This window comes from Bacillus sp. FSL R9-9410, from assembly GCF_038050385.1.
In the GTDB taxonomy this organism is placed as follows: Bacteria; Bacillota; Bacilli; order Bacillales; family Bacillaceae_G; genus Bacillus_A; species Bacillus_A cereus_U.
This window is the reverse complement of sequence record NZ_JBBOTV010000001.1, coordinates 1,000,549-1,018,621: the sequence shown is the minus strand read 5'-3', so window position 1 is coordinate 1,018,621 and position 18,073 is coordinate 1,000,549. Positions and strand designations below refer to the sequence as shown.

The window sequence follows — 18,073 nt, the reverse complement described above, 5'->3', positions numbered from 1 at the left end:
GTCACCTCGTCTCTTCTTTGCGCTCCTTTGCACGCAACTGACCGCAGGCTGCATCAATATCATGACCTTGTTCACGGCGAATTGTTACATTCACTCCACGATCTTTTAACGTCTTTTCAAATAAGAAAATTTGCTCTCGTGGCGTACGTACATAATCACGTTCTGGCACGTAGTTTACCGGAATTAAGTTTACATGACATTTTACACCTTTTAAGAGCGTAGCAAGTTCTTCAGCGTGCTCAACTTGGTCATTTTCTCCTCCAAATAAGCCATATTCAAATGTAATACGACGCCCTGTTCTATTTACATAGTATTTAACAGCTTCCATTAAATCAGGTAGCTTATAAGCACGGTTAATCGGCATTAATTTTGAACGTATCTCTGTATTTGCAGCATGCAATGAAATCGCAAAATTGATTTGCATATCTTCTTCAGCGAACTTATAAATTTTTGGAACAATTCCACTTGTTGAAACTGTCATATGTCTTGCCCCAATATGAATTCCTTTTTCATGATTTACAATGCGTAAGAATGACATTAAGTTATCATAATTATCAAATGGTTCTCCAATTCCCATAACAACAAGAGAACTTACACGTTCTTCTGTTTCATCAAGCGCACGCTGAACTTCTACTACTTGCGCTACAATTTCTCCAGCCTCTAAGTTTCGTTTTAACCCACCAAGTGTAGATGCACAGAACGTACAGCCAATGCGGCAACCCACCTGTGTTGTTACACAAATGGAATTTCCATACTCATGTCGCATTAGTACAGTTTCAATAGAGTACCCATCATATAACTGGAATAGGAATTTAATCGTTCCATCCGAAGACGTTTGTTTTACTAAAGTGTTTAAAGTAGTAATATCAAAGGAATTCGACAATTTATCGCGCAATCCTTTAGCAAGGTTTGACATATCCTCATAATTTTTTACACGTTTTTTATATAGCCAATCAAAAATTTGTCCTGCACGGAACTTAGGTTCTCCTTGTTCCTTTAACCAATCTTGCATTTCATGAAGTTGTAAAGAATAAATTGATGGTTTCTTTGTCTCTAGATTTTTCTTTTGTTTTTTTACAGTCGTTTCCATGATGCTACACCTTCTTTCTTAAACAAGCAATATAAAAGCCATCTGTTGCAAAATAATGCGGTAAAATTCGTACTTGACCTTCATCAATATACGGATTTAACTTTTCTGGCATACGATCTTTTATCGTAGTATCCCATTCAAATTCAGGATGCTCTTGTAAAAATTGCTTTATTACTTGTTCATTTTCTATTTTTTCAATTGTGCACGTACTATAAACAAGGCGACCACCTTGTTTTAACAATGGTGCTATTTTTTCTAGTATCGCAAGTTGAATCGTTGATAACCTTTCACTATCGCCCTTATCTTTACCTAACTTAATATCAGGTTTACGTCTAATAACACCAAATCCAGAACATGGCGCATCTACTAATATTTTGTCAAAAGATTCATTTGCAAAATGCTCTTGAACTTTTCTAGCATCTAAAGCCATCGTTTCTACATTTTCTAAACCAAGTCTCTTCGCCTGTTGTTCAATTAAACGTACTTTATGTGCGTGTAAATCAAGCGCCATTACCTTACCAGTTCCGTCCAAACGCTCTGCAATATGAGTTGTTTTTCCGCCAGGAGCAGCACAACTATCTAGAACTGCATCTCCTTTATTCGGTTCTAAAGCACGTGCTACAAGCATTGAGCTTTCATCTTGAATAGAAAGGAAACCTTTTTTGAACGCTTCTGTATGTGCGACATTTCCTCTTTCAATTTGAATTGCATCCTCTGACAATTCGCCACGTTTTGCTTCTATACCCTCATCAGCTAATAACGCAACCGCTTCTTCTACCGTTACTTTATCAACATTTACACGTGCTGTTGGTACAGGTGGCAACATATTTACTTCACACATTTTCTCTGCTGTCTCTAAACCATATTCGGATGCCCATTCTTGTACAAGCCACATTGGATGACTCGTTGCAATTGCAAGACGTTCTACTGGATTTTCGATTTCTTCTAACGAAGGTACACCTTCTCGCTGAATTGAACGCAATACTCCGTTCACCATACCTGAAATCCCTTTATGCCCACGACGCTTTGCAATCTCAACAGCTTCATGAATAGCCGCTCTTTCGGGAACTCGGTCTAAATATAACATTTGATATAAAGATAGGCGAAGCAACACTCTTACCCACGCTTCAACCTTTTTTCTTAAAAATGGTTGTAAATAATAATCTAGTGTGTCACGACGTTGAATTGTTCCATATACCATTTCAGTTAATAAACCAATATCTTTTCTGTCAATTGTATTTTTTTCGATCAGATTATTTAAAAGTAAGTTGCTATATGCACCACTTTTTTCTACTTGAATTAAGCCATCCAGAGCTAACTCACGAACATTTTGTCTCATGCATTTTCTCCTAACTTCGTACCAATTTCAGGTTTTGTTCCACGTAAAAATTGTGAACAACTCATACGCTTTTTACCAGACGGTTGCAATTCAGTGATTTTAACACCTGTCTCATTCCCTGTTGCAACAACAAATCCATCTTCTTCAAGAGCTACTATTGTACCTGGTTCAGCTTTCTCTGTAATAGAGATCTTCTCTCCCCACCATACTTTAATAACTTGTCCTGCCAAAGTCGTATAAGCAACTGGCCATGGATTCAATCCGCGAATGTGATTGTATACTTCTTCACCTGTTTTTGTCCAATCAATTATCTCTTGCTCACGTTTAATATTATATGCAAACGTCACTTCAGCTTCACTTTGTTTAATTGGTTCTAGTTTACCCTGAATTAGTAAAGGAACCGTTTTAGATAAAAGGTGTGCTCCTGCTTCGCTTAACTTATCAAATAATGAACCTGTTGTTTCACGCTCTTCAATTTCTACTTCTACTTGTGTTAATATATCGCCAGCATCTAATTTTTCTACCATATACATAATTGTAATACCTGTTTTCTCTTTACCTTCCATGATCGCATAATGAATTGGTGCACCACCGCGAAGTTCTGGAAGTAATGACGCGTGGACATTAATACATCTATACTTTGGCGCTTCTAAAATTTCATTCGGTACGATTTGTCCAAATGCCGCTGTTACAATTAAGTCTGGCTCTAGTGCTAATACTTTTTCATATTCGTCTTTTTCACGAATTTTTAACGGTTGTAATACTGGAATACCATGTTTCTCCGCTTCTACTTTAACAGGAGTAGGTGTTAAAACCTTTTTTCTACCAACTGGACGATCCGGTTGCGTTACAACACCAACTACGTCATATCCGTCCTCGATAAGACGACGAAGCACCGGCACAGAAAAGTCCGGTGTCCCCATAAATACTACTTTCATCATTCAAAAACCGCTCCTTTTAAACCTATTCTAATTCGCCTGCTTCATAATATCTTTTCACTTTAGATGTAAATAAAACACCGTGCAAATGATCGATTTCATGCTGAATTGCACGCGCTAAGAAGTCATCCGCTTCTACTAAAAATATTTTACCGCGACGATTTTGCGCACGTACTTTAATGTAATCTGCACGCTCCACTTCACCATAAAGTCCCGGAAAGCTTAAGCAGCCTTCGGGACCTACTTGTTCACCACGTTTTTCTAAAATAACAGGATTAATTAATTCAATTTTACCCGTATCATCACCTATATCAACAACAGCAACTTGTAAGCTTACACCTACTTGTGGCGCAGCTAGACCAACTCCGTCTGCAATTAACATTGTTTCATGCATATCTTTTAACAATTTCACTAACTTTTTATCAAAGTTAATTACTCTTTCGCATGATGTTTCTAACACTTCATTTGGATGCTTTACAATTTCTAAAACTGCCATATTTCCCTCCGCTACATTAACATTGTTGGATTAAAATCAATTGAGATTTGTAGCTCTTTTTGCATTTCTGCTTGATAATGTTCATTTACCATTTTGAGCACGTTCTTTAAGTTTGGTTCCCGTTTGTATTTTATCATGCATTGGTAACGATATCTATCTTTTATCCTTGGAATTGCTGAAGCAACCGGCCCTAACACCATTGTTTGCCTTGAACAATGCGTTCGTAAATGACCGACAATTTTTTCCGTCACTTGGACTGCCTTTAATAATTCCGGATGAGATACAGTTACAAGTACAACGTAGTAATATGGCGGATATTGTCTCATTTGCCTCATTTGCATTTCGTGCTCATAAAATACATCATATTGTTGATTCTTTGCTAATTCTACACTGTAATGTTCCGGCGTATACGTTTGAATTACAACTTCCCCTGGCAATTCATGTCTTCCTGCACGTCCACTCACTTGTGTCAATAGCTGATACGTCTTTTCACTCGCCCGAAAATCAGGTAGATGAAGCATCGTATCCGCCGTTAAAACGCCAACAAGCGTCACCTTCGGAAAATCAAGCCCTTTTGCAATCATTTGTGTTCCAAGTAATATATCTGCTTTCTCTTCACCAAACGCCTTTAATAATTTTTCATGCATTCCTTTACGGCTTGTTGTATCCACATCCATTCGAATGACCCGCGCCTCAGGGAATAGTTTTGTGATTTCTTCTTCAACCTTTTGCGTCCCTGTACCAAAGAAACGAATATACGTACTATTACAAGCAGGACACTCCGTTGGCATATTTTCCTCATGACTACAATAATGACATTTTAAACGATGGTTCATTTTGTGATATGTCAACGAAATATCACAATGCGGACATTGTACGACATACCCACAATCACGGCACATCACGAACGTAGAATGACCCCTTCTATTTAAAAAGAGAACCATTTGTTCTTTCTTTTCTAATCGATCTGCTATTTTTTCATGCAGTGCCTTTGAAAACATTGAGCGATTTCCATCACGAAGCTCTTCACGCATATCAACAATTTCTACAGTCGGCAAAGCTTGTTTGTTCATACGTTTTTCCATTGTAAGCAACCCATAGACACCTTTTTTCGCTCTAGCAAACGATTCAAGTGTCGGCGTTGCACTTCCGAGAACGATTGGACACTTATGGTATTGTCCTCTCCACACTGCTACATCTCTCGCATGATACTTCGGGTTATCTTCTTGCTTATAACTCGATTCATGTTCCTCATCAATAATAATGATTCCTAAATTTTCAAAGGGAGCAAAAATAGCTGAACGCGCACCAACTACCACTTTCACTTCTTTTCTTAAAATTTTGCGCCATTCATCATACTTTTCTCCAACAGAAAGCGCACTGTGAAGAACTGCAACTTGCGAACCGAACCTACCTTTAAAGCGATCTACCATCTGGGGCGTTAGCGCAATTTCAGGAACAAGCACAATTGCTTCTTTTCCTTTCTCGAGTACCGCTGCTATAGATTGTAAATACACTTCAGTCTTACCACTTCCTGTAACACCATATAGTAAAAATGGATTGTAAGTTTCATTTTTAATTGATGACAAAATCGGTGTAATTACTTGTTTTTGTTCCTCAGTAAGCGGAAATGGTTTCGTTTGTTCAAAATCATCATCGTCATACGGATTCCGGTATACTTCTACATACTTTTCTGAGATTAGACCCTTTTTAACAAGTGATTTTATTGGAGCATCTGTTATTTGTAATTCTTCTGTTAAATTTTTTAACGGTACACTTTTGTAGTTTTCTACAAAATAATAGAGTACGTCTTGTTGTTTTTTACTTTTCAGTTCAAATGCTGCTAATTCCAATTTATCTGCCGGTAACTCCGGTTGAACTACTCTTTGTTTCTTCTTCTGCACTTTATCCTTTACTTGATAAACCACTTCAGTCGTACCATTTTTAATTTCTTGTTGAATAGTACGATATAGGTGCGGCTGCGCTTCGATAGCTTCCCAATCTATCGTTTCCTTCCCTTGAAATAAAGAAAGAATTTCTGGCGCAACTTCTTCTTGGTTACGAAGTTGCAGACGCTTTTTATATGTTGCTTTTATCGCCGTTGGAAGCATCACCTGAAAAGCTGAAATCATATAACATAACGTTTCACTTGTAAGCCAATACCCAAGCTTTAATAATTCATCATTTAAAACCGGAGTGACATCTAATATTTCATACAACGCTTTTAACTTTTTACTTTCTAGATCAACCGAATCCTTTATGCCAATAATAAAACCTTGCAATTTCCTCGGACCGAATGGGACTACTACACGCATTCCTGTTTGCACGATATCTTCCCATTTTTTAGGGATAATATAATCAAACGGTCGATCTGTTTGACGTGCAGGTACATCAACAATCACACTTGCAAACTTCATACACGATCATCTTCTAACATCATTTCTATTTGCTTTAATATTTCACGAGCCACTTCTTTCTTCGTTAAAAGTGGCAACTCAATAATTTCTCCATCTTTTCTATACATTGTCACAATATTTGTATCTGTACCAAACCCAGCTCCTTGCGCTTTCACGTCATTCGCAACAATCATATTTGCATTTTTCTCACGTAATTTTCTCGTTGCGTATTCCTCTATGTTTGTCGTTTCAGCTGCAAAACCGATAAGTAACTGTTGGTCCTTCTTCTCACCTAACGTTTTTAAAATATCCACTGTTCTTTCTAATTCAATTACAGCATCGCCATTTTTCTTTTTCATTTTATTATCATGCACATATTTTGGGCGGTAATCTGCAACTGCTGCTGTTTTGATGACAACATCCACATTCTGATAATGTTGAAGGACTGCCTCTAACATATCTTGTGCAGATTCTACTTGTATTCTTGTTACATGTAATGGTGACTCTAATGCTGTCGGTCCTGACACAAGTATGACATCAGCACCTAAGCCTGCTGCAACTTCTGCGATCGCATACCCCATCTTTCCAGAAGAAAAATTCGTCATAAAACGAACCGGATCAATCTTTTCACGTGTCGGTCCAGCTGTTATTAATATTCGCTTTCCTTGCAATGGTTTTTGTTCTGAGAAAGCCTCTTCTAGCCGTCCAATAATCGCTTCAGGTTCTTCCAGTCTTCCTTTTGCTACATAACCACATGCTAAAAAACCTTCCCCAGGCTCAATAAATGTATATCCTAATGTTTTTAACGTCATCATGTTTTTTTGAACAATTTTATTTTCATACATATGCACATTCATAGCCGGTGCAATCCACACTGGAGCTGTAGTAGCTAACAAAGTAGTTGTAATCATATCATCAGCAATACCGCCAGCTAACTTTCCAATGCAATTAGCTGTAGCCGGTGCAACAAGTACAACATCTGCCCAATCCGCTAAATCAATATGAGCGATAACAGCCGAGTCTCTCTCATCAAACGTATCCGTATATACATCATGGCGAGAAAGTGCTTGAAATGTAAGAGGCGTAACAAACTTCATTGCCGACTCACTCATCATTACTTTTACAAGAGCGCCAGCTTGTGTCAATTTACTTGTTAACGCAGCCGCTTTAAAAACTGCAATGCCTCCTGTTACACATAGAAGTATCTTTTTCCCTTTTAGCATATGACTCGTCCTCTTTCTTTTTCAAACTTATTCTACTGAAATAGAATTTCCAGCTCGTCAGTACCAGTATTTCGTTCCGTCTTTTTCAATTCCTTTTCATCCCTATCGTAAAAAAATAACAACCTACTTGTAAATAGGTTGTTACCGTTACATAGAAAATTATAAAGTCTATGTTTTAATTTGTCGAAAAGAATGTCTTAATCGATTATTTTGTCATCGCATGGTATATATTTTAATACTTCTAAATCGATTTCTTCTAATGCTTTACCTACGCATTTATAAGAAACAGGCTTTTCAATAACACAATTGTCAGCAATTTGCATTTCACGTGCACGCTTTGCAGCTACTGTTACAAGTGTATATTTAGAATCGATTTTTGTTAATAATGAGTCAATTGATGGATTTAACATAATTATAGACCCTCCGTCATTTCTTTATAGTATTTTGCCACTCTTTCGCGGCGGCAATGTTCACCAACCACAATTGCTTTAATTCGGTCGCAAGCTAATTCAACTTGATCGTTTTCTACAACATAGTCATAAGCGTCCATCATTTCGATTTCTTCTTTCGCTACAGTTAAACGATTTTCAATAACATCTTCAGTTTCTGTACCACGACCGACAATTCGGTTCTTTAGTTCAGATAAACTTGGAGGTGCTAAGAAAATAAATACACCTTCAGGGAAGGCTTTCTTAACTTGAATTGCTCCTTGCACTTCAATTTCTAAGAACACATCTTTTCCTTCTTGTAACGTTTTTTCAACATAATCAATCGGTGTTCCGTAATAATTACCAACGAACTCAGCCCATTCAAGTAACCTTTCATTACGAATCATTTCTTCAAATTCTTCTCTCTCTTTAAAGAAATAATCCACACCATCTACTTCACCTTCACGCGGTTTACGTGTTGTTACTGAAATAGAGTACTGAAAACGTGTGTCTTCATGGCTAAACAGCTCTTTTCGAACCGTTCCTTTCCCGACACCAGAAGGTCCCGAAAGAACGATGAGCAATCCTCTTCTACTTCTCATAAATATGTAAAACCTACCCTTCCTCACTTAAATCTTCTTTATTATTCAAACGATGTGCAATCGTCTCTGGCTGAATTGGACTTAATACTACATGCCCATCATCCATAACAATAACCGCCCTTGTTTTTCTCCCATACGTAGCATCAAGCAAAGCATTATGTTCACGCGCTTCCTGTACTGTTCGTTTAATAGGAGCTGACTCCGGACTTACAATAGCAATAATTCGATGAGCAGATACAATATTTCCGTATCCAATATTTAAAAACCGCATGGCCATAGTTTGCGCCTCCTAGTAAGTCTATCCGATTTCTCCACCACGTATAACTTTATATATTTTTTGAAAGCTACTCAATATTTTGTACTTGTTCACGAATTTTTTCAAGGTTATTTTTCATTTCTACGACATATTTTGAAATTGTTAAGTCATTTGCCTTAGAACCTATCGTATTTACTTCCCTATGCATCTCTTGCACAATGAAGTCCATTTTCCTTCCAACAGGCTCTGTAATTTGCAGTGCTTCACGAAATTGATCTAAATGACTCTGTAATCGAACTAATTCTTCGTGAATATCTGAACGCTCTGCAAATATTGCTATTTCTGTCAACAATCGTTGTTCATCTAAATCTTGATTATGTAATTCTTTTAAGCGATTTTCTAATCGTTCACGATATTTTTGTGTGACAATTGGTGCATGTGGAATAATTGCATTTACACAATTATGAATCTCTTGCAAACGATATGCTATATCTTTATGTAATCGTTCTCCTTCGCCATCTCTCATCGTTTTCAACATATGAGCAGCTTGGCGAACAGCCTCATATAAACCGGTTTCAAATTGTTCATTTACATTTTCTATTTCTTCAACTGCCGTTACTTCTGGCATTCTCATTAGCTGCCCGAGTGTAATAGAATCTTGTAATTGAAATTTCCCTTTTATATTTTCCATAATGGATTGGTACTGTTCAAGAAGTTCCCAATTCACAGTTAATTTTCTTTCAACAAGCCCTTCACCTGTTATACTAATAGACACTTCAATACGTCCACGGCGAACTTGCTTTGCAATTATTTTACGAATCTTGTCTTCAAACACCATCATTTGCTTCGGAAGCCGAATACTCATTTCTAAAAAACGATGGTTCACCGACTTCATTTCTACTGTTATTTGAAAAGTATCGTTTTCTACCTTCGATCTTCCAAATCCTGTCATACTACAAATCATCTTTATCACATCCAAGCCATGAAATAACTCAATGAAAAAGGCAATAGAGACAAGGCTCTACTACCTTCTGTAAATTATATCATATTTTCATATCATTGACTATTTCAAGTTTAATCCCTTCTTATATAACAGTGGCTTTTTCTTTTTTTCCTTTTTTCTTGTTAATAAGGATCCTACTAATAAGAAGGTAGGAATAGATGATAATCCCCCAATTAACAACCAATCTCGTGCTTGTATCGGCATTGTGCTAAAAATCGGCTGTAATGGTGGATAATATATAACTACAAGCATTAACAGTAAAGAAATAATAACCGCCCCTACTAAATATATATTTCCAAACGGGTTGCGGTGAAATATAGAATGTTCACTACGACAATCAAATACATGAATAAGCTGAGCCAGTACTAATGTTGCGAAGGCTACCGTTTGTGCATACTTCAATTCATTCGGATGCTGGTTAAATGCAATAATAAACGCTACTAATGTCACTGCTCCGATTAGAAAACCACGACTTATAATTTTCCATGCAAGCCCTCTAGCGAACACCCCTTCTTTCGGATGGCGTGGTGTTCTCTTCATCACATCTCCTTCAGCCTTATCCAAACCTAATGCCATCGCTGGTAAACCGTCAGTAACTAAGTTCACCCATAAAATTTGAATTGGAACCATCGGCAATGGCAGTGCCAGTAACATCGCAAATAACATAACTAAAATTTCACCAACGTTAGATGCTAACAAATACCGAATAAACTTCCGAATATTTTCATATATGTTTCTACCTTCTTTAATCGCCGATTTAATCGTAGCAAAGTTATCATCTAACAACACAAGTGAAGAAGCTTCTTTTGCAACATCTGTCCCTGTAATTCCCATCGCAATCCCTATATCAGCTGTTTTAATAGCTGGAGCATCGTTCACTCCATCACCTGTCATAGCTACTATATGCCCCTTATTTTGCAGCGCCTTAACGATTTTCAATTTATGCTCAGGAGACACACGAGCGAATACATACGTATCTTCTACAATATCTTCTAATGCCTCTACATCCATATTCGCAAGTTCTACACCTTCAACAACGCGTCCACCCGCTGGTAAAACCCCTAACTGTTCCGCAATTGCCATTGCTGTCACTTTATGATCTCCCGTAATCATTACCGTTCTAATACCAGCTTCCTTACACTCTTTCACCGCTTGTGCCACTTCTGGTCTTGGCGGATCTATCATTCCTTGTATTCCAACAAGCATAAAATCATGCTCGACTTCTCTTTCGTGTTCAATTGAATCTGTAGCTTTTAACGGTTTAAATGCCACCGCAATCGTTCGTAACGCCTGACTTCCTAAACTATGAATCGCTGCCTGCACTTCTTTTCGATACATTTCACTTAAAGGCTGCTGCTTATTTCCCCACAAAATTGTTTGACTCATTTGCAAAAGAACATCTGGTGCTCCTTTTGTAATAACAAATTTTTTACCTTCACGATCACGAACAATAACGCTCATCATTTTTCTAGTTGAATCAAAAGGAAATTCACGAATGACTTCAAACTTTCCTTTAAGAGCTTCACGTGATATTCCCGCCTTCATTGCAGCCGCAACGAGAGCTCCTTCTGTTGGATCTCCATCTAACACATACGTCTTTTTCTTTTGAATAACATTCGCATTATTACATAAACAGCCAAATGTAAGTAGTTGATACAATGATTTCGTCTTAGTAGGGTCAATTACTTCTTCACCTTTCATAAACGAACCTGCCGGCTCATAGCCTTGACCTGTTACTTTCCACAATTCTCCGCCTGACCACATATGCGTTACCATCATTTTATTTTGTGTCATTGTTCCTGTTTTATCTGAGCAAATAACAGAAGCACAGCCTAACGTTTCTACAGCTGGTAACTTTCGCACAATTGCCCTCTTTTTAATCATACGCTGTACACCAAGTGATAGCGCAACCGTAACGATAGCTGGTAATCCTTCTGGAATAGCTGCAACAGCAAGCGAAACCCCAGCCAAAAACATGTGATACACTTCATTCCCTTGATATACACCAGCTAATACAACAAGAGCCGTCAAAATAAGAGCAACAATAATCAAAATTTTCCCAAGCTGTTCTAATCTTCTTTGTAATGGCGTTTCCATTTGCACAGCATTTTGCAACATATTTGCAATTTGCCCCATAGCTGTATTCATTCCAGTCGCTACGACTACTCCTGTTCCAGCACCTCTCGTTATCATCGTCCCCATAAATGCCATGTTTTTTTGATCACCAATTGAAACATCTTGGCCTTGTAACGCCTCTACCTTCTTTTGTACAGGCAATGACTCTCCTGTAAGAGCCGATTCTTCAATATATAAACTTGAAGATTCCACAAGGCGAACATCCGCGCCAATACGGTCGCCACTAGAAAACTTAATAATATCACCTAGTACAAGTGCTTTTGACGGCGCTTTGATCCACTTTCCATTTCTTAGTACAGTAACTTGAGGGGCTGCCAATTCTTTTAAAGCTTCCAACGATTTTTCAGCTTTCCTCTCTTGAAAGAAACCGAGGACACCATTGATAATAACAATTGCAACGATTGCAATCGAATCAATATACTCTCCTAAAAAAGCTGAAATAATTGTAGCACCAAATAAAACAAGTACCATAAAATCTTTAAATTGCGCTAAAAACACCATAAGCGCAGAAGGCCGCTTTGCTTCTTGCAATTCATTTGTACCAAATTTCTTTAATCGGCCCTCCGCTTCTTGCTCTGTAAGACCTACCTCCACATTCGTATTCGTTCTTTCCTCCACTTCATGTGCTCGCATTTCATACCAATTCATCCTGCCATCGACCTCCTGATTCCAGACATACTCTAATGAAAGCTTATTCAGCCTCGTCCAAAAAAATGCTATAATTAACTTTTAGTTAGAAAGGAGTGTTCATTCATGGCATTCGATGGATTATTTACAAGAGCAATTACACATGAAATTGCAAATTCTCTTCAAACAGGAAGAATTTCAAAAATATATCAACCCTCAAAATATGAAGTTTTATTACATATTCGAGCAAACGGAAAAAATCAAAAGCTGATTCTTTCATCTCACCCTACATATGCGCGTATGCACTTAACAAATCAAAGCTACGATTCACCAGCGCTACCGCCGATGTTTTGTATGCTTCTTCGCAAACATTTAGAAGGTGGATTTATTGAAAAAATTGAACAAATTGACTTAGAACGTATTATTCAAATTACAGTCCGCAGTCGTAATGAAATCGGTGACGAATCAGTAAAAACATTAGTAATCGAAATAATGGGACGACACAGTAATATTATCTTAGTAGATACGAAAACAAATGTTATTTTAGATAGCTTAAAACACGTTTCTTTAGCGGTAAACCGACATCGTACTGTATATGCTGGAGCTGAATATGTTGCCCCACCAGCACAACATAAAGTTAATCCGCTTCTTATCGAAACAGAAGATGATTTCATTAAACCGCTCGACTTTTTATCTGGCAACATGGACAAACAACTTGTCGGAGCATTCATGGGAATTTCCCCATTATTTGCAAAAGAAGTTGTAAAAAAAGCAGGTATGGCAAATGAAAAAGCATTATCTGAAGCTTTCTTCAGCTTGCAAAAACCTTTGCTAACACATCAGTACGTGCCAGCAATGATAACAGCAAATGGAAAAGAGTTCTTTTACCTATTCCCTCTTTCTCACTTACAAGGAAATGAAAAAACATTTTCATCTGTTAGTGTATTATTAGATCGTTTCTTCTTTGGTAAAGCAGAGCGCGATCGTGTAAAACAACAAGCTCACGATTTAGAACGATTTATGCAAAATGAGAAGTCAAAAAATGAAAAGAAACTAATTAAACTGGAAAAAACATTACAAGATGCCGGAGAAGCAGATAAATATCAACTATTTGGAGAGCTACTTACAGCCAATATGTACGCTTTGAAAAAAGGTGATAAAGAGATTGAAGTCGTTAACTATTACGACGAAAATGGTGGGACTGTAAAAATCACATTAAATCCTTTAAAAACACCATCTGAAAATGCACAACGCTATTTCCAAAAGTACCAAAAAGCGAAAAATTCAGTTGCTATTGTAGAAGACCAAATCGTAAAAACAAATGAAGAAATTCTTTATTTTGATAGCTTACTTCAACAAATGGAGGCTGCTTCTTCAAAAGATATTGAAGAGATTCGTGAAGAACTGGCCGAAGAAGGTTATGTGCGCAATCGTAAGAAGAAAAATGCAAAGAAAAAACCGACAAAACCAGTATTGGACAAATATTTAGCTAGTGATGGTACAGAAATTTTCGTCGGTAAAAACAATAAGCAAAATGATTATTTAACAACGAAATTCTCCCGTCGCGATGAAATTTGGTTACATACGAAAGACATACCTGGGTCCCACGTTGTCATTCGTTCTCTTGAACCTACGGAAGAGACTTTACATGAGGCCGCTAAAATCGCTGCTTATTACAGTAAAGCAAAAGATTCTAGCTCTGTTCCTGTAGATTTCACAAAGGTACGCCACGTCAAAAAACCGAGCGGTGCAAAACTTGGATTTGTTACATATGACAATCAACAAACATTATATGTAACACCAGATGCTGATACAGTAATGAAATTAAAAGCGTAAATACTTAAAAATGCGTTGCTAGCAAGCAACGCATTTTTCTATGTTTTCAGCTTAGTTCATATACCCATTCACTAATTCATAACATCTTTCTTTTGTCATCTTATATTTTTCATCTGCAGCTTTGATATATCTCATCGTTCCATTATTTTCATCTGTAGCAATTGCTTTAACTTTACTTTCCTAACTTCAATATTGTCAAAAAATTTGACAGTGCTATTTCATATTTGTATAAATTTTTTGACAGTGTGTAAAGAAAGTGAATCTTGAGTTGATGTTTTTTTCATTCTCCCAACTGCTAATTGAAGTAATCTGTATTTCACGAGCAGCCCACCGCCCACAAATAATGGGCTAAATTTCTTATCTTCTCTAAAACATATGTAATTCCCACTATCTTTTCTCTAAAGATATTTTTTGGCACGCTATTTGCTTTATTCAATACTGTGAAAAGGGGGAATTAACATGACTTTAAGAATTAATAAAATCCAAAATCAACTAAAAAACTATGAAATTGACGGATTACTTATTACAAAAAAAGAAAATCGCCAATATGCAACAGGCTTTACAGGTAGCGCTGGCGTCGTCTTAATCTCTGCGGATAACGCTGTTTTTATAACTGATTTTCGCTATGTAGATCAAGCGAAATCACAAATAAAAGACGCTGAAATTATTATGCATAAAGGAAATTTAGAGAAAGAAGTTGCAAATCAAGTATCAAAATTAAACATTCAAAAACTTGGAATTGAAGAAAATAACATGACATTGCAACAATATAAGAACTTACAAAAATACATACATGCGGAAATCGTTCAGGTGTGCGAAATCATCGAAGATATTCGTATTATTAAAGACACGCCTGAAATAGAAACAATGAAAATTGCGGCTACTATTGCGGACGAAGCATTTCACCACATCCTTCAGTTTCTAAAACCAGGAATAAGCGAGACTGATGTCCGAGATGAATTAGAATTTTTCATGCGAAAAAAAGGGGCTACCTCCTCATCGTTTCAAATTATTGTAGCTTCTGGCGTTCGTTCTTCCCTTCCTCATGGCGTTGCATCTAATAAAATAATCGAGCACGGCGATATCGTTACATTAGATTTCGGTGCACTTTATAACGGGTATTGTTCCGATTTAACACGTACTGTAGCAATCGGCGAACCATCAGAAGAATTCAAAAAAATATATAATGTGGTATTAGAAGCATTGAAGCGTGGAACTGAAGCCATTAAACCTGGAGAAACTGCGAAGAGTATTGATGATATAACGAGAAATTACATTACAGAACATGGATACGGTCAATATTTTGGTCACTCTACTGGTCATGGGCTTGGGTTAGAAATTCATGAACCTCTCCGTCTATCCCAAGAAAGTACGGCTACTTTAGAAGAAGGTATGGTTGTTACAATTGAACCAGGGATTTATATACCAAACTGGGGTGGTTGTAGAATTGAAGATGATATCGTCATTACAAAAGACGGATATGAAGTTATTACAAAAGCGAATAGAGAATTAATTGTTATTCCTTGTTAAAGTTTCACGTATTTGAAGATGAAATCAATCATCGCGGACAAATTCGTTTAATTAAAAAGATGCAAAAAGCTCATTCAGTAAAATAGGAAAATGCCACCGAATAAGGTGGCATTTTCTTTTATTCATTAGCGAATAGCTTTTCGTTTACTTTTTTAGCGACAACCGCTACCGCTATTAAAATGCATATTAAATATAGCAATTTCGCGATGAATAACCACCCTTGAAAAATTACAATTCCATCTATTATCTCATTTCCTTTCAGTAACAAAAACGGAATCGTGCTAATTACAAATACAAACTCGATACTAAGAACAATTTTCTTTTTTCGACTATATGCTTTCCATTCACTCCAGCGGTACAAAGGAGCAAAAAACAGTACGCCTATACATAAGATAACGCCTATCCATTCACTTTTAAGAAATTGTCCTGAAATGATAGATAATATTAAACAAGCAAGTACACCATAATACCCTATTTTTTCTCTCACTCGTACTACCTCCAATCTATTTCTCCTTCAATTCCATTTTTAGGATTAATTGTATTGTAACATCCATATTTTATTCTTACCATTACAGTACATGAAATTTCATTTTTTTCTTTTTCCTATACTCACATACTTTCTCTGCTTTCATACAATAAACTACACGAACGCCTAAAGGATGTGGATGTTATGGGAGTTGAATTAACGCTTTTACATGCTCTCTATGTTCTTTGTTTACTCACTATTATTACCTTCTTTATTTTTAGAAAAGATACGACGATTATTTGTATCGTTTTTATCTTTTTATTAGCATTAACCGCAACTAGTTCTATCCCTCTTGCCATTAGTGGTATCTTTCAAAGTTTCATTTACGCCATTACCGAACTATTACCAACTATATTAATCATCTCCATTATCGTATCGATGAGCAATCTACTTGTTTATACCGGTATAAATGATACGATGATTTCACCATTTACAAAGATGATTCGTACACCTGCACATGCCTACTGGATTATCGGTCTTTTAATGATGACTATTTCCTTTTTCTTTTGGCCCTCTCCAGCTGTCGCTTTAATGGGAGCTATTTTATTACCTGTCGCTGTACGCGTCGGCCTTCCGCCAATTGGAGTCGCAATCGCTATGAACTTATTCGGACACGGCATTGCCTTATCAGGTGACTTCGTTATTCAAGGTGCACCAAAATTAACCGCGGATGCTGCTGGACTTCCTGTTTCTAGCGTTGTTTCTGCCAGTGTTCCCCTCGTTATCGTTATGGGCATTGTGACAACTTCTGTCGCATTTTTCTTCTTACGAAAAGAATTTCATACAGGCTTATCTATACAAGAATCTATCCCATCAACCGAGCCTTCTAAAACGCTCACTTCATTATCTCCTCGGGCAAAGAAATGGCTTGCCATATGTATCCCTATCGTATATATCATTGATATCCTTTGCATGATTCAGTTTAAACTACAAGGAAGCGACGCAACAGCACTTATCGGCGGGACGACTGTTATTATGATTATCATCATTTCTCTCATCGCCTACAAAGGAAATGGCCTGAATAAAACGACCGATTATTTTATAGAAGGACTCCAATTCGGATTTAAAATTTTTGGTCCAGTTATTCCAATTGCTGCACTTTTTTATTTAGGAGATAGCGGCTTTGTGAAAATTATTGGAGACTATTTACCGAACGGTTCACATGGAATTATTAACGACTTAGGAATCGCCTTATCTCAAACGGTTCCTTTAAATCAATATGTATCGGCTGGGACATTAACTATCGTTGGTGTCATTACCGGGTTAGACGGATCTGGTTTTTCTGGTATATCACTTGCTGGTTCGATTGCAAACCTTTTCGGAACAGCACTTGGGCATGGAACCGCTACATTAACAGCACTCGGACAAATTGCAGCCATATGGACCGGGGGCGGGACTTTAATTCCTTGGGCGCTTATTCCTGCCGCTGCCATTTGTAAAGTAGATCCATTTGAACTCGCACGCCGAAACTTTTTACCTGTTATTATCGGCTTAATCGTCACCACTATCGTTGCGATGTTTATTCTGTAACGTAAGCAAGGCAATACTTGCTTACGTTTTTTTAGGTTAAGTATTGAAACATCCTGACCTTCAAAAGGGATTATGTATATGTTAGCGAAATTATATTAAGAGAGTAATTATTTCAAA

15 protein-coding genes and 1 pseudogene are annotated in these 18,073 nt (G+C 37.1%); 3 read left to right on the top strand and 13 right to left on the bottom strand.

Features of this window, described 5'->3' with window-relative positions; all coding sequences use genetic code 11:
• Window position 1: 1 nt before the first annotated feature.
• The 11 genes from rlmN to MKX77_RS05560 form a co-directional block, all read right to left on the bottom strand.
• Window positions 2-1,090 (bottom strand): 23S rRNA (adenine(2503)-C(2))-methyltransferase RlmN, encoded by a 1,089-nt coding sequence (gene rlmN, locus MKX77_RS05610; protein ID WP_199714954.1) that lies wholly within the window; start codon window positions 1,088-1,090, stop codon window positions 2-4.
• 4 nt (window positions 1,091-1,094) lie between these two features.
• Entirely contained in the window at window positions 1,095-2,429 is a 1,335-nt protein-coding gene (rsmB, locus tag MKX77_RS05605) for a 16S rRNA (cytosine(967)-C(5))-methyltransferase RsmB (protein ID WP_215553975.1), read from the bottom strand.
• Window positions 2,426-3,370, bottom strand: coding sequence for a methionyl-tRNA formyltransferase (gene fmt / locus MKX77_RS05600; protein WP_002160723.1), 945 nt, complete (start codon window positions 3,368-3,370; stop codon window positions 2,426-2,428). The genes rsmB and fmt overlap by 4 nt, the downstream gene beginning before the upstream one ends.
• 22 nt (window positions 3,371-3,392) lie before the next feature.
• A complete protein-coding gene (def, locus tag MKX77_RS05595) occupies window positions 3,393-3,863 on the bottom strand; it encodes a peptide deformylase (protein ID WP_215553976.1) in 471 nt (156 codons plus the stop codon).
• Between the two features lie 11 nt (window positions 3,864-3,874).
• Window positions 3,875-6,280, bottom strand: coding sequence for a primosomal protein N' (priA, locus tag MKX77_RS05590; protein ID WP_341305996.1), 2,406 nt, complete (start codon window positions 6,278-6,280; stop codon window positions 3,875-3,877).
• Window positions 6,277-7,482, bottom strand: coding sequence for a bifunctional phosphopantothenoylcysteine decarboxylase/phosphopantothenate--cysteine ligase CoaBC (gene coaBC, locus MKX77_RS05585; RefSeq protein ID WP_113769755.1), 1,206 nt, complete (start codon window positions 7,480-7,482; stop codon window positions 6,277-6,279). Before coaBC ends, priA begins: the two co-directional genes overlap by 4 nt.
• A 197-nt stretch (window positions 7,483-7,679) precedes the next feature.
• Window positions 7,680-7,892, bottom strand: coding sequence for a DNA-directed RNA polymerase subunit omega (gene rpoZ / locus MKX77_RS05580; RefSeq protein WP_113769756.1), 213 nt, complete (start codon window positions 7,890-7,892; stop codon window positions 7,680-7,682).
• A gap of 2 nt (window positions 7,893-7,894) precedes the next feature.
• The gene (gene gmk, locus MKX77_RS05575) at window positions 7,895-8,512 is read right to left on the bottom strand and encodes a guanylate kinase (RefSeq protein ID WP_002173127.1); all 618 of its coding nucleotides are present in this window, start codon (window positions 8,510-8,512) and stop codon (window positions 7,895-7,897) included.
• A 13-nt stretch (window positions 8,513-8,525) separates the two neighbouring features.
• The gene (gene remA / locus MKX77_RS05570) at window positions 8,526-8,789 is read right to left on the bottom strand and encodes an extracellular matrix/biofilm regulator RemA (protein WP_001251456.1); all 264 of its coding nucleotides are present in this window, start codon (window positions 8,787-8,789) and stop codon (window positions 8,526-8,528) included.
• 67 nt (window positions 8,790-8,856) lie between these two features.
• Window positions 8,857-9,732, bottom strand: coding sequence for a YicC/YloC family endoribonuclease (locus tag MKX77_RS05565; RefSeq protein ID WP_002160720.1), 876 nt, complete (start codon window positions 9,730-9,732; stop codon window positions 8,857-8,859).
• 99 nt (window positions 9,733-9,831) lie between these two features.
• Window positions 9,832-12,555 (bottom strand): calcium-translocating P-type ATPase, SERCA-type, encoded by a 2,724-nt coding sequence (locus MKX77_RS05560; protein WP_215553977.1) that lies wholly within the window; start codon window positions 12,553-12,555, stop codon window positions 9,832-9,834.
• A gap of 105 nt (window positions 12,556-12,660) precedes the next feature.
• Between MKX77_RS05560 and MKX77_RS05555 the strand changes: the two genes are divergently transcribed.
• On the top strand, window positions 12,661-14,370 hold the full coding sequence (locus tag MKX77_RS05555; protein WP_341305995.1) for an Rqc2 family fibronectin-binding protein: 1,710 nt from the start codon (window positions 12,661-12,663) through the stop codon (window positions 14,368-14,370).
• A 51-nt stretch (window positions 14,371-14,421) separates the two neighbouring features.
• Here the strand turns inward: MKX77_RS05555 and MKX77_RS05550 are convergent.
• Window positions 14,422-14,550, bottom strand: a pseudogene (locus tag MKX77_RS05550) (lysozyme inhibitor LprI family protein); the annotation flags it as partial.
• Window positions 14,551-14,829: 279 nt separating this feature from the next.
• Here MKX77_RS05550 and MKX77_RS05545 point away from each other — a divergent pair.
• Window positions 14,830-15,900 carry a M24 family metallopeptidase gene (locus tag MKX77_RS05545; protein ID WP_341305994.1) on the top strand — a complete coding sequence of 357 codons (1,071 nt, stop codon included), beginning with the start codon at window positions 14,830-14,832 and terminating at the stop codon, window positions 15,898-15,900.
• A 118-nt stretch (window positions 15,901-16,018) separates the two neighbouring features.
• On the opposite strand, the gene MKX77_RS05540 is transcribed toward MKX77_RS05545, so the two are convergent.
• The gene (locus tag MKX77_RS05540) at window positions 16,019-16,387 is read right to left on the bottom strand and encodes a YoqO family protein (protein WP_215553981.1); all 369 of its coding nucleotides are present in this window, start codon (window positions 16,385-16,387) and stop codon (window positions 16,019-16,021) included.
• Between the two features lie 183 nt (window positions 16,388-16,570).
• Between MKX77_RS05540 and MKX77_RS05535 the strand changes: the two genes are divergently transcribed.
• The gene (locus tag MKX77_RS05535; RefSeq protein WP_341305993.1) at window positions 16,571-17,956 is read left to right on the top strand and encodes a hypothetical protein; all 1,386 of its coding nucleotides are present in this window, start codon (window positions 16,571-16,573) and stop codon (window positions 17,954-17,956) included.
• The last annotated feature ends 117 nt before the right edge of the window (window positions 17,957-18,073 follow it).